This window comes from Alteraurantiacibacter aestuarii (assembly GCF_009827405.1).
Taxonomy (GTDB): domain Bacteria; phylum Pseudomonadota; class Alphaproteobacteria; order Sphingomonadales; family Sphingomonadaceae; genus Alteraurantiacibacter; species Alteraurantiacibacter aestuarii.
Genome location: NZ_WTYY01000001.1, coordinates 371,215 through 383,621 on the forward strand (window position 1 = coordinate 371,215; position 12,407 = coordinate 383,621).

Genomic DNA, 12,407 nt, shown 5'->3' on the forward strand with positions numbered 1-12,407 from the left:
CATAATGAAACAACAGCATCGATTTAAAACCTTGCCCGCACACCGGCTTCATTGCTTGGTGGTCATAGCGTCTGTGACCCACCCGATCCCATCTCGAACTCGGCCGTGAAACCAGACAGCGCCGATGGTACTAGTGCTCAAGCACTGGAAGAGTAGGACGCCGCCAGGCATTGTAGCCGGTGGGCAGCAAGGTAACCCATTCACAAGTCAAAGGGCTGTCCTTCAAGGACGGCCCTTTTGGCGTCTCTATCCTTTGCGATTTTGAGGCGTTTTCAGGCCTCCGGACCCATTCGGTTCCGACAGGCCAGTTTGGTGCCGCGGGGTGGAGCAGTCCGGTAGCTCGTCAGGCTCATAACCTGAAGGTCGTTGGTTCAAATCCAACCCCCGCAACCACCAATAGATACAAATACAACAGCAAGCCGTCCCGATGGGGCGGCTTTTTTGCGTTTGGGTTCGGGTTCTTGAAATTGCCCCGACGGTTCGGGAACTGCGCAGCTGGCTGCGGGCCGGAATCCGAGGCTTGCTGGTTATCGGCCCAAGCGGGCGAACACGGCGGCGCCGGAGCGGCGCTTGTGCGGCGATGCGGGATTTGCAGGCGCTCCGCCGTCTTGCGGCGCAAGTATTGCGATTGCCTGCTGGACCTGTGCCAGCTGCTCCAGTTCCAGCGCATAATAGACCTGCTTGGCCTCGCGCCTTGTGGTGACCAGGTCTGCCTTGCGCAGAACCGCCAGCTGTTGTGACAAGGCGGGCTGGCCAATTCCGCTCGCCTCCTCGATCTCACCGACATTGCGCTCACCGCCGGCAAGTGCGGCCAGGATGCGGTAGCGTACCGGATGGCCCAATGCCTTGAAGGCCTCGATCGGGGCCTCACTCATGAGTCATTGCCTCGGGCGAGGAACCAGTCCGTTGGATTGTCCTTGCTGAACAGCGTGTCCAGATTGGCGTCCGGCTGATCGAGCAGGGCGTCACCCGGCTTCCAGCCTTGCGGTGCCAATTTGCCGGTTTCGTCTGCGGCCCTGAGGGCGGCGAGTGTGCGCAGCATCTCCTCAACCGATCGCCCGACATTGAGCGGATAGCAGGCAAGTGCGCGGATTGTCCCCTCGGGATCGATGAAGAAATTGGTCCGCACGGTGGAGCTGTCATGCGCATCGGGTGAGACCATTCCATAGGCCTTGCCGACAACCAGCGTGGGATCTTCAATGATCGGAAAGCGCACTTCCACTCCGAACCGGTCATAGATCGCGCGGACCCAGGCGAAGTGCGAATAAAGACTGTCCACCGACAGTGCCAGCAGCGCGCAATCCATCGCCGCGAACCGGTCGGACGCCTGCGAGAGGGCGACGAATTCGCTGGTGCACACGGGCGTGAAATCGGCCGGGTGGGAGAACAGCAGCACCCATTTTCCGCGAAAGTCAGACAGGCTGACCGGACCAGCGGTGCTGCGTGCGGTAAAATCCGGAGCGGCGTCACCAATGCGCAGGCAATGGCGGTGTTCGTTATCTTCCATGACACTGTGGCTAGCATCTTGACATTCGCATGGCAATACACATACATAATATATGTAAATATGTTCCAAGGGGTTCCGATTATGACCGACCATGTGCTGAAGCAGGCTGTCGAGCAGATAGAATCGACATTGAGTGATTCCGCCAAGAAGCCCACGATTGCGGGGTTTTTTGACGAGGCAACCTATACGATAACCTATGTAGTGAGTGATCCCGCCACAAGCGAGGCGGCCATCATCGACTCGGTTCTCGATTACCGGGCGAACTCTGGCCGGACCTCCTTCGCCTCCGCCGACAAGATTATCGAATATGTTAATTCGAATAAACTGAAGGTGACGTGGCTGCTGGAAACACATGCCCATGCCGATCATCTTTCCGCCGCACCCTATCTGCAGGAGAAGCTGGGCGGCAAGCTGGCGATCGGTCAGCAGATCACCCATGTGCAGAACGTCTTCGGCAAGCTTTTCAATGCCGGTAGCGATTTTCAGCGTGATGGTTCGCAGTTCGATCATCTGTTCGAGGATGGCCACACCTTCAAGGTCGGCTCCATCCCGGCAATCTCGTTGCATGTGCCCGGCCATACGCCGGCAGACATGGCCTATGTCATCGGCGATGCGGTGTTCCTGGGCGATACGATGTTCATGCCTGACTATGGCACCGCCCGGGCGGATTTCCCCGGCGGCGATGCGCGGCAACTGTATCAGTCGATCCGCCGCCTGCTGAAGCTTCCACGCGAAACGCGCCTGTTCATGTGCCATGATTACAAGGCACCGGGACGCGATACCTATGCGTGGGAATCCACGGTGGGCGCGCAGATTGACGGCAATGTCCACGTCCATGAGGGCGTGAGCGAGGATGAGTTCGTGGCCATGCGCACTGCGCGTGATGCCACGCTGGACCTGCCCGATCTGATCATGCCATCGGTGCAGGTGAACATCCGCGGCGGCCATCTGCCGGAGCCGGAAGATAATGGTGTGAGCTACATCAAGATCCCTGTGAACGCGGTATGATCATCCCCGGCTTTCCAGATGCGCAGCCCATACAGGGCCTTGTCGGTGGCCTGATGATCGGGCTTTCGGCGGCCATCATGCTGCTGGGTGCCGGCCGGATTGCCGGCGTCAGCGGCGTGCTGGCGCGTGCCACAGGCATCGCCAAGAGCTCCATGCCCCGGAGCATGTCCATCTATTTCGTGGTTGGTTTGGTGCTGGGCGGTCTCGCCTTTGCATTGGCCTTCGGTCCGGTTGCGGCGAGTTATCCCCCCTCCCTATCCCTGCTCGCCGCAGCCGGACTGATCGTTGGCATCGGCACGCGCCTGGGCAGTGGCTGCACCAGCGGGCACGGCGTGTGCGGACTGTCGCGCCTGTCGCGCCGCTCGGTGGTCGCCACCGCAACTTTCATGGTCAGCGGCATTGTGACCGTGGCCGTGGTCAATGCGCTTGGAGGTGGCTGGTGATGAAGAACCTGATCGGCCTTGTCTCCGGACTGATATTCGGCATCGGCCTGACGCTTTCGGGCATGACGGACCCTTCGCGCGTGCGCGGCTTCCTCGATCTGTTTGGTGATTGGGACCCGACGCTGGCCTTCGTGATGGGCGGCGCCATTCTAGTGATGGGCCCGGCCTGGCTGATCCAGCGCCGCATGGCCCAACCGCTGGGTGACAGCGCCTTCCACCTGCCGGGCACGCAAAATCTCGACGGCAAGCTGATTGGCGGCGCGGCCCTGTTCGGCATTGGCTGGGGCCTGGGCGGATTGTGTCCGGGACCGGCTGTTGCCGCGCTCGGCACGGCGCCGCTGGCCGCAGGGGTGTTCGTGATCGCCATGCTTGCTGGCATGATGGTGCACAGTTGGGCGATCGACAGAATGTGAGCTGACGCAGCGCAAATATCTGCGCAGCGCCCGGATGAGAGGACAGGAAAATGGCCGAGATCAAGCACCAGATAGTCGTTGTAGGCGGCGGTTCGGCAGGCATTGCCGTGGCCGCGAGCATGTTGCGGCGCCGGCCCAGTCTCGACATCGCCATTGTCGATGCCGCGACCGAGCATTTCTACCAGCCGGGCTGGACGATGGTGGGTGGCGGCATTTTCGAAGCGCCCGTTACCCGCAGGACGATGGCCAGCGTAATCCCCAAGGGCACGACCTGGATCCAGCAGGCGGTGGCCAGTTTCGATCCTGCCAACAACCAGCTCACCACCGAAAACGGCGATGTGCTGAGCTATGATCTGCTGATCGCGGCACCGGGCATCAAGCTCGACTGGGGCCAGATCGCCGGTGTTGAGGAGACGCTGGGCAAGAACGGCGTCACCTCCAATTACCGTTTCGACCTTGCCCCCTATACGTGGGAACTGGTGCGCAAGCTGAAAGGCGGAACGGCGCTGTTCACCCAGCCGCCGATGCCGATCAAATGCGCTGGCGCTCCGCAAAAGAGCATGTACCTGTCATGCGATGCGTGGCGCAGGGCGGGCGTTCTGGATAATATGACGGTGCAGTTCCGCAACGCTGGCGGCGCGCTGTTCGGCATCAAGGAATATGTCCCCGCGCTGATGGAATATGTCGACAAATACGGCATTGAACTGAAGCTGGAGAGCAATCTGATCGCGGTCGATGGACCGAACCAGATCGCCACTTTCGCCACCAGGGACGGTGAGGAGAAGGTGAAGTTCGACATGATCCATGTCGTCCCCCCGCAGGTCGCGCCCGATTTCATCCGCAACAGCCCGCTGGCGGCCGAGAACGGCTTTGTCGAGGTCGACCAGTACAGCCTGCAACACACCCGCTTCCCCAATGTCTTCGGCCTTGGCGACGGGTGCAGCGCGCCCAATGCCAAGACCGCCGCAGCCGCGCGCAAGCAGGCTCCGGTGGTGGCGATGAACGCGCTGGCGGTGATCGACGGCAAGAAGCCTTTCGCTGCCTATGACGGATATGGCTCGTGCCCGCTGACGGTGGAACGCGGCAAGATCGTGCTGGCTGAATTCGGCTATGGCGGTGTGCTGCAACCCAGCTTCCCCACCTGGCTGATTGACGGCACCAAGGCCTCTCGCCTGTCGTGGATACTGAAGGCCGATGCGCTGCCGTGGATTTACTGGAACGGCATGCTCAAGGGCCGCGAGTGGCTGGCCGGTCCCGGCAAGTGATCGCCTGAGAGGGCAAGCAGCTTCAAGTCAGGGGCATCATGCTGAAGAGATATTTTCCAATCCTGGAATGGGGTGCGCAATATAGCCGCGCCACCCTGAGCGCAGACATGCTGGCGGCGGTGATCGTCACCATCATGCTGATCCCGCAAAGCCTGGCCTATGCACTGCTGGCGGGTCTGCCGCCAGTCGTGGGCCTGTATGCCTCCATCCTGCCGCTGGTGGCCTATGCCATTTTCGGCACCAGCCGCACGCTGGCGGTGGGACCGGTGGCGGTGGTCAGCCTGATGACCGCATCTGCCGCGGGCGCGGTGGCGGCGCAGGGTTCGGCCGAATATCTGCAAGCGGCGATCACGCTGGCGGCATTGTCGGGCGTGATGCTGGCGGTGCTGGGCCTGCTGCGCCTGGGCTTCCTGGCCAACCTGCTGTCGCATCCGGTGATCGCCGGTTTCATCACCGCCAGCGGTATCCTGATCGCCACCAGCCAGCTGCGCCATGTGCTGGGCATTGCCGGCGGCGGTGAGAACTGGCCGGACATGCTCACCTCGCTGGCGCAGAATATCACCACGGTGAACTGGCCCACGCTGGTTATCGGCGGGCTGGCCGTGGCTTTCCTGTTCTGGGTGCGAAAGGGCTTTGCGCCCTTGCTGCAAAAGACCGGGATGAGTGAAAAGACCGCAGTCATGGCCGCCAAGGCAGGTCCGGTGATCGCAGTCGCGCTGACGATCGTTGCGGTGATCGTGCTGGGGCTGGCGGACAAGGGCGTGAAACTGGTGGGCGCTGTCCCGCAAGGCATGCCGCCGTTCTCCGTGCCGAGCATGAACCTGGGCCTGATTTCCCAGCTGTGGGTGCCCGCGCTGCTGATTTCCATCATCGGCTTTGTTGAAAGCGTCTCCGTTGCCCAGACACTGGCCGCCAAGCGCCGCCAGCGCATCGCGCCCGATCAGGAACTGGTGGGCCTTGGCGCGGCCAATATCGCTGCGGCCTTTTCCGGCGGCTATCCGGTGACCGGCGGCTTCGCCCGCTCCGTGGTCAATTTCGATGCCGGTGCGCAGACGCCTGCCGCAGGGGCCTATACCGCCGTGGGCATTGCGCTGGCATCGCTGTTCCTCACGCCGCTGCTGTTCAACCTGCCCATTGCCACGCTGGCCGCGACCATCATTGTCGCCGTGCTCAGCCTGGTCGACGTGAAGACGCCGGTGCGGCTGTGGCGCTATTCCAAGGGCGATTTTGCCGCCCATGTCGCCACCATCGGCATGACCTTGCTGGCCGGCGTGGAAATGGGTGTGATCTCGGGCGTTTGCGTGGGCCTGCTGCTGTATCTGTGGAAGGCCTCGCGCCCGCATGCCGCCATCGTTGGCCGTGTGCCGGAGACCGAGCATTTCCGCAACGTGGAGCGGCACAAGGTGCTGACCCTGCCGCATCTGCTGTCCATCCGCATCGATGAAAGCCTCACCTATCTCAATGCCCGCTGGCTGGAGGAATATGTGCTGGAGCGCGTGGCCGAAAAGCCGGAGCTGCGCCACGTCATCCTGATGTGCAGCGCGGTCAACGCTATCGATGCCACCGGGCTGGAAAGCCTGGAGGCGATCAACCACCGGCTGGGCGATGGCGGCATTGGCCTGCACCTGTCGGAGGTCAAGGGACCGGTGATGGACCGGCTGAAGGACACGCATTTCCTGGAGGAGCTGAACGGCAAGGTGTTCCTGTCACAGGACAGCGCCTGGTCCCAGCTGGCCAGTGACGATGGCTCTCCGGCCGAACCCAAAGACCAGTATCTTGCAAGAGGAATGATTTGATGGCGCGGATCGAAAACAAGGATCAGAAGTGCCAGCAGATCGAGCGGATGATTGCTGCGGGCAAGGGCGTGACCGAAGCCTGCCGCGAATTCGGCATATCGGAGAAGACCCTGTACCGCTGGCGCAAGGCCGCCACCAACTGATTACACTCGAAGAGGATCACTCATGATCGAGTCCGTTGATGCGCTGATACTGGCGCGTATCCAGTTCGCCTTTACGATCAGCTTCCACTTCATCTTCCCGGCCTTTTCGATCGGTGTGGCAAGCTATCTTGCCGTGCTGGAAGGCCTGTGGCTGAAGACCGGCAAACCGGTCTATCTCGACCTGTTCAAATACTGGCTGAAGATCTTCGCCATCGCCTTTGCCATGGGCGTCGTCTCGGGCATCGTGATGTCGTACCAGTTCGGCACCAACTGGTCGGTCTTCTCGGACGTGGCGGGGCCGGTGATAGGGCCGCTGATGGCTTACGAGGTGCTGACCGCCTTTTTCCTGGAGGCCGGCTTTCTGGGCGTGATGCTGTTCGGCATGGATAAGGTGGGCAGGAAGCTGCACTTCTTTGCCACGCTGATGGTGGCGGCGGGCACATTCGTCTCCGCCTTCTGGATCCTCTCGGTCAACAGCTGGATGCAGACGCCGACCGGTTTTGAGCTGGCCGCCAATGGCCAGTACCTGCCGGGGCCGAGCTGGTGGGCGATCATCTTCAACCCCAGCTTTCTCTATCGGCTGGTGCACACGGTCACCGCCGCATATCTCACCACCGCTTTCGTTGTCGGCGCGGTGGGCGCGTTCCACCTGCTGAAAGATCGCACCAGCCAGCACGCGCGCACCATGTTCTCCATGGCGATGTGGATGGCCGCGCTGGTGGCCCCGGTGCAGATTTTCGTGGGCGACATGCACGGCCTCAACACGATGGAGCACCAGCCGCAAAAGGTGATGGCGATGGAAGGCCATTATGACAGCCACCCGGACGGTGCGCCCTTCTACGTCTTCGGTATTCCCAATGACGAGGAGCAGCGGCTGGACTGGGCGCTGGGCATTCCCAAGCTTTCCAGCCTGATCCTCAAGCATGATCTGAATGCGCCGCTGGCCGGGCTGGACACTATTCCCGATGACGAGCAGCCGCCCGTGTTCATCGTCTTCTGGGCTTTCCGCATCATGGTCGCGATCGGTGTGGCCATGCTGGGCATCGGGGTGTGGAGCCTGCTCGCCCGCATGCGCGGCAAGCTGTATGACTGGAGCTGGCTGCACCGCGCCGCGCTGGTGATGGGCCCGTCCGGCTTCGTTGCCGTGATTGCCGGCTGGGCGACCACCGAAGTGGGCCGCCAGCCTTATGTGATCTATGGCCTGCTGCGTACGGCGGATGCCGCCAGTCCGCTGGCAGCGCCCGCCATTGCCGCATCGCTGCTGGCCTTTGTCGTCGTCTATTTCGCGGTCTTCTCCGTCGGCACATGGTATTTGCTGCGGCTGATGAGCGCTGCGCCCAAGGCGCATGAGACGGGTGTCAAACGCGGCGACAAGGGGCCGATCCGCACCGCCGGTATCACCCCGGGACCAACGCAGAACCCGGGCCAGTCGCAAGTGCTGCCAGCCGACGAGGGAGATGCCCGATGAGCATCGATCTGACCACCATCTGGGCCTTCATCATCGCTTTTGGCATTTTTGCCTATGTGGTGATGGACGGGTTCGACCTTGGCATCGGCATATTGTTCCCCGCCTTCCAGCCGGGCGAAGGCCGTAACCGGGCGATGAACAGCATCGCGCCCTTCTGGGACGGGAACGAGACCTGGCTGGTGCTGGGCGGCGGCGGACTTTTCGCAGCCTTTCCGCTGGCCTATGCGATCATCTTGCCCGCCACCTATCCACTGATCATCGCCATGCTGCTGGGCCTGGTGTTTCGCGGCGTGGCGTTTGAATATCGCTGGCGTGACGAGGCGCACCGGCCGTTCTGGGACATGGCCTTCATGGGCGGATCGCTGCTCGCCGCCCTGTCTCAGGGCATGGTGCTGGGCGCGCTGCTGCAAGGTATTACCGTGGAAGGCCGCGCCTATGCCGGCAGCTGGTTTGACTGGCTCACCCCCTACACATTGCTGACCGGGCTGGGCACGGTGGCTGGCTATGCGCTGCTCGGCGCGTGCTGGCTGGTGTGGCGGCTGGAAGACGATTTGCAGGAAAAGGCCCGGCGGCTGGCCCTGCGCGCCGGCCTTGCCACCGCAGGGCTGATGGGCGCGGTCAGCCTGTATAATCTGGCGCTGCGGCCCGAATATGCGGAGCGCTGGCTGACGGCACCCGAAGTCTACTGGGCAGCGCCGGTGCCGATCCTGACCGCCATCGTGGCGATCTTCCTGTGGCGTTCGCTGAAGGGCAAGGCGGAAAGCGCGCCTTTCTGGCTGTCGCTCGGCCTGTTCTTCCTCGGCATGCTGGGGCTGGGGGTCACGATCTGGCCCAATGTCGTCCCGCCCGATGTCACCATCTGGGATGCCGCCGCCCCCTATCGCAGCCAGGTCTTCATGCTGGTGGGTGTGGCCATCACCATGCCGCTGATCATTGGCTATACCGCATGGGCATACTGGGTGTTTCGCGGCAAGGTGGGCAAGGACGGATACCACTGATGGAGCCTTCGCCCGCCGATCAGTCACCCTTGTGGAAGCGCCTCGCGTGGATGGCGGCGATCTGGGGTGTGAGCGTGGCCGCGCTGGGCGTGGTGGCCTTCATCCTGCGCAGCTGGATCGCCTGAGCACACGCCTGACGGCAGGTCGCGCCTATCGCAAGGCCGCGCGGCGTGGCATCATCCGCGCATGACCGATGCGGAGCCGCGAATTACTAGCCGCGACCGGGTGATTTTTCCCGATAGCGGGCAGACCAAAGGTGATCTGGCCGATTATTATGCGGCCATCGCCCCGTTGATGCTGCCGTTTGTTGCCCTGCGCCCGATCAGCCTGGTGCGCTGTCCGCAGGGACGGGCAAAGAAGTGCTTCTACCAGAAGCATGACAGCGGCGGTTTCGGTCCGCATGTGCACACCATCGCGATCACGGAAAAGAGCGGCAAGACGCAGGATTACCTCTATGTCCCGGATGCGGCGGGCCTGCTCGCCTGCGTGCAGATGGGCACGATCGAGTTCCATCCCTGGCCCAGCACCTGCGCCGATCTGGAGGCCCCCGACAGGCTGGTTTTCGACCTCGATCCGGGTGAGGGAATCGGCTTTGCGCAGGTCCGGCAGGCCGCATTCGCCATTCGCGAAAGGCTGTTGTCCTGCAGCCTTGCCAGCTTTGCCATGCTGACAGGCGGCAAGGGCCTGCATGTGGTGGTGCCGCTGCGTGCGGGCCATTCGTGGGACCGGCACCGGCAATTCGCCAGGGATCTGGCCACAGGCATGAGTGCGCAGGAACCGGACCGCTTTACCGCCAGCATCAGCAAGGCGGGCCGACAGGGGCGCATCTTCATCGATTACCTGCGCAACCAGCGCGGCAATACCGCAGTCGCGCCCTATTCAGCCCGCGCGCGCGCCGGCGCTCCGGTAGCGGCTCCGGTGACGTGGGAGGAACTGGCCGACATTGCCGGACCGCAGGTTTTTGCGATTGGCGATGCCGCGCAATTGCTCCTCCGCGCGCAGGGCGGGGCGCTGTCCGGCTGGGGCGTGGCCGACCAGCAAATGCCTGCCATCACCCTCTAGTTGGGGCCTAATTCGGGCGCCATTGCGGGGACAGGTGGCTGGCGGGCAGGGCGATCTGTGTGCTTGCTGCGATATCGCGCGAACTCTCACCCACCGAAACCCGGTACGTGCCCGCCGCGCGGCTCCAGCCCGGATTGGCATTGTCCCACATCGCCAGCAGGCGCGGATCGACCGCCACGCTGACCAGCTGCGTCTCTCCCGGATCGAGCCTGATCTTGGCATATCCGCCCAGCCTTTGCGGCGCTTCCCAGCCATCCCCGGAGACATAGACCTGCGCCGCATCGGCCCCGGCCACGTCGCCTGAATTGGTGATGGAGAATGTCGCCACCAGTCCCTCGCCTGCGCGGGTGACGGTGAGGTTGCCGTATTCGAAATCAGTATAGGAAAGGCCGTGACCGAAGGGGAACAGCGGCTCCAGCCCTTCACGGTCGAACCATTTATAGCCCACTGCCGCACCTTCGGAATAGACCACGTCGCCTGCGTGGGGCGCGTCTGGATGGGGCAACTGGTCAAGCGAGCGCGGGAAGGTGGCGGGCAGGTGGCCGGACGGATTGACCGCGCCGGTCAGGATATTGGCAATCGCTGCGCCGCCCATGCGGCCGGGATACCAGGCCTCCACGATTGCGGCGACATTGTCGGCCCACGGCATCAGCACCGGTCCGCCGGTTTGCAGCACCACGATGGTGTTGCGATTGTTCAGCGCCACCGATTCGATCAGCGTGTCGTCCTCGATATACAGCGGCACGTCGATGCTTTCGCTGGCCCATTGGGTACCGAAAACAATCACCACATCGGCCTGATTGGCGACCGCCGCCGCCGCCTCGTGATCGCGCCCGTCGTGATAGGTGATGCGCGCCTGGGGCAGCAGGGTGCGCAGTTCCTCCAACGGGCTGGACGGGTAATAGACCACCGGACCCGGCCAGCCGGTCGGCTCCAGCCCCGGTACGGCATTTTCGCCATCGGGATAGACCTGGCTCGACCCGCCGCCAGACAGCACGCCCGCATCGGCATGGCCGCCGATCACCGCAATGCGTTGCGCGCTGGCGGCCAGCGGCAGGATGTTGCCGTCATTCTTCAGCAGCACGATCCCGCTTTCGGCATCGGACTGGCTGACTGCGCGATTGGTGCCGAAATCGATGAAATTGCCCTCGCTCACCGGATCGTCGATCAGGCCGTGGGCGAACATGGTGCGCAGGATACGGCTGACCATCAGGTCTATCCGCGTCATGTCGATCTCGCCTGCATCCAGCGCGGCCTTCAACTTGTCGGCGGCGAACCAGCCGGCGCGTTGCAGGCCCAGTCCAGATTCCTGATCCAGCCCGGCATTGGCGGAAGCCGCGGTGGAATGCACCGCGCCCCAGTCCGACAGGACATATCCGGGCCAGTTCCATTCACCGCGCAGAACCTGCGTGAGCAGGAAGGGATGTTCGCAGGCGTGCGGTCCGTTGATGCGGTTATAGGCGCACATCACCGATCCCGGCTGGCCGATCTCATGGGCGATCTGGAAGGCGAGCAGGTCGCTCATCCGCATGGCGCCCTCTTCAAGCACCGAATTGCCATTGCCGCGATCGGTTTCCTGATCGTTGACGGCAAAATGCTTGGAGGTGGAGATGATCCGGTTCGATTGCACACCGGCAATCTGTGCGCCCACAATTGTTCCGGCCAGCAGCGGGTCCTCACCCGCATATTCGAAATTGCGGCCATTGCGCGGCTCTCGCATCAGGTTGACGCTGCCGCCCAGCAGCACGTTGAAACCATCGGCGCGCGCCTCCCGCCCGATCATCGCGCCGCCGGCAAAGGCGATGTCGCGGTCCCATGTGGCGGCGGTTGCCAGCCCCGATGGCAGGGCGGTTCGCGCTCGCTTGACCGGCGCGCCGCCCTGCGTGGCGACACCCAGCCCGGCATCGGCCTGCCACTGTGCGGGAATGCCCAGCCTCTCGATCCCCGGAACATATCCGGCAGAGCCATCGCGCGCATTGGGGTCCGCAGTAAAGCGCGCGGGTCCAAAATCCTCTCCGAAATAGCCCATCAGCATGGCCAGCTTTTCCGCATGGGTCATCTGCGCCAGCATGGTGGCGGCGCGCTCGTCCGGCGTGCCGCTGGTGTCGGCTGCCATGATGATCGGCAGGCTGGCTGCGTCCTGCGCCATCAACGGTGGGGCCAGCGGTGCGGCCAGCGCCAGAGCCGACGTGCCCAGCGCCAGCCCGAGCGAACGAAGTATGCGCGTCTCGATCATCAAATCCTCACTTCCCGGCTGGCATATCAGCACAGCTTGCCTGCGGTGTCATCAACAGCGCGGATGAC

The 12,407-nt window shown here is 63.1% G+C and carries 12 protein-coding genes, 1 tRNA gene, 1 rRNA gene and 1 pseudogene; 12 read left to right on the forward strand and 3 right to left on the reverse strand.

The genetic code is table 11. From position 1 onward, the window contains the following. The first annotated feature begins 54 nt into the window (after positions 1-54). Both rrf and GRI32_RS01770 read left to right on the forward strand, forming a co-directional pair. Positions 55-169, forward strand: a 5S ribosomal RNA gene (gene rrf, locus GRI32_RS01765). A 147-nt stretch (positions 170-316) separates the two neighbouring features. Then, a tRNA-Met gene (locus GRI32_RS01770) sits at positions 317-393 on the forward strand. Between the two features lie 134 nt (positions 394-527). Here the strand turns inward: GRI32_RS01770 and GRI32_RS01775 are convergent. Together GRI32_RS01775 and GRI32_RS01780 are read right to left on the reverse strand one after the other, a co-directional pair. Continuing rightward, on the reverse strand, positions 528-875 hold the full coding sequence (locus tag GRI32_RS01775) for an ArsR/SmtB family transcription factor (protein WP_160589394.1): 348 nt from the start codon (positions 873-875) through the stop codon (positions 528-530). Then, on the reverse strand, positions 872-1,507 hold the full coding sequence (locus tag GRI32_RS01780) for a peroxiredoxin (RefSeq protein ID WP_160589395.1): 636 nt from the start codon (positions 1,505-1,507) through the stop codon (positions 872-874). Before GRI32_RS01780 ends, GRI32_RS01775 begins: the two co-directional genes overlap by 4 nt. 81 nt (positions 1,508-1,588) lie before the next feature. Between GRI32_RS01780 and GRI32_RS01785 the strand changes: the two genes are divergently transcribed. The 10 genes and pseudogenes from GRI32_RS01785 to ligD form a co-directional block, all read left to right on the forward strand. Continuing rightward, positions 1,589-2,515, forward strand: coding sequence for an MBL fold metallo-hydrolase (locus tag GRI32_RS01785; protein WP_160589396.1), 927 nt, complete (start codon positions 1,589-1,591; stop codon positions 2,513-2,515). Then, the gene (locus GRI32_RS01790) at positions 2,512-2,958 is read left to right on the forward strand and encodes a YeeE/YedE family protein (protein ID WP_160589397.1); all 447 of its coding nucleotides are present in this window, start codon (positions 2,512-2,514) and stop codon (positions 2,956-2,958) included. Before GRI32_RS01785 ends, GRI32_RS01790 begins: the two co-directional genes overlap by 4 nt. After that, the gene (locus tag GRI32_RS01795; protein ID WP_202385893.1) at positions 2,958-3,371 is read left to right on the forward strand and encodes a DUF6691 family protein; all 414 of its coding nucleotides are present in this window, start codon (positions 2,958-2,960) and stop codon (positions 3,369-3,371) included. Before GRI32_RS01790 ends, GRI32_RS01795 begins: the two co-directional genes overlap by 1 nt. A gap of 50 nt (positions 3,372-3,421) precedes the next feature. After that, positions 3,422-4,636 carry an NAD(P)/FAD-dependent oxidoreductase gene (locus tag GRI32_RS01800; RefSeq protein ID WP_160589399.1) on the forward strand — a complete coding sequence of 405 codons (1,215 nt, stop codon included), beginning with the start codon at positions 3,422-3,424 and terminating at the stop codon, positions 4,634-4,636. 38 nt (positions 4,637-4,674) lie between these two features. Then, complete coding sequence (locus tag GRI32_RS01805) at positions 4,675-6,432, forward strand: SulP family inorganic anion transporter (protein WP_160589400.1); 1,758 nt, start codon at positions 4,675-4,677, stop codon at positions 6,430-6,432. Beyond that, on the forward strand, positions 6,432-6,575 hold the full coding sequence (locus GRI32_RS01810; protein WP_160589401.1) for a transposase: 144 nt from the start codon (positions 6,432-6,434) through the stop codon (positions 6,573-6,575). Before GRI32_RS01805 ends, GRI32_RS01810 begins: the two co-directional genes overlap by 1 nt. Before the next feature lie 22 nt (positions 6,576-6,597). Then, positions 6,598-8,043, forward strand: coding sequence for a cytochrome ubiquinol oxidase subunit I (locus tag GRI32_RS01815; RefSeq protein WP_160589402.1), 1,446 nt, complete (start codon positions 6,598-6,600; stop codon positions 8,041-8,043). Continuing rightward, positions 8,040-9,041 carry a cytochrome d ubiquinol oxidase subunit II gene (gene cydB, locus GRI32_RS01820; RefSeq protein WP_160589403.1) on the forward strand — a complete coding sequence of 334 codons (1,002 nt, stop codon included), beginning with the start codon at positions 8,040-8,042 and terminating at the stop codon, positions 9,039-9,041. The genes GRI32_RS01815 and cydB overlap by 4 nt, the downstream gene beginning before the upstream one ends. After that, entirely contained in the window at positions 9,041-9,166 is a 126-nt protein-coding gene (locus tag GRI32_RS01825) for a DUF2474 domain-containing protein (RefSeq protein WP_160589404.1), read from the forward strand. Before cydB ends, GRI32_RS01825 begins: the two co-directional genes overlap by 1 nt. 79 nt (positions 9,167-9,245) lie before the next feature. After that, positions 9,246-10,103 (forward strand): annotated as a pseudogene (gene ligD, locus GRI32_RS01830) (non-homologous end-joining DNA ligase); the annotation flags it as partial. Between the two features lie 7 nt (positions 10,104-10,110). On the opposite strand, the gene GRI32_RS01835 reads toward ligD, so the two are convergent. After that, on the reverse strand, positions 10,111-12,339 hold the full coding sequence (locus GRI32_RS01835; RefSeq protein WP_160589406.1) for a beta-glucosidase family protein: 2,229 nt from the start codon (positions 12,337-12,339) through the stop codon (positions 10,111-10,113). Positions 12,340-12,407 lie beyond the last annotated feature (68 nt).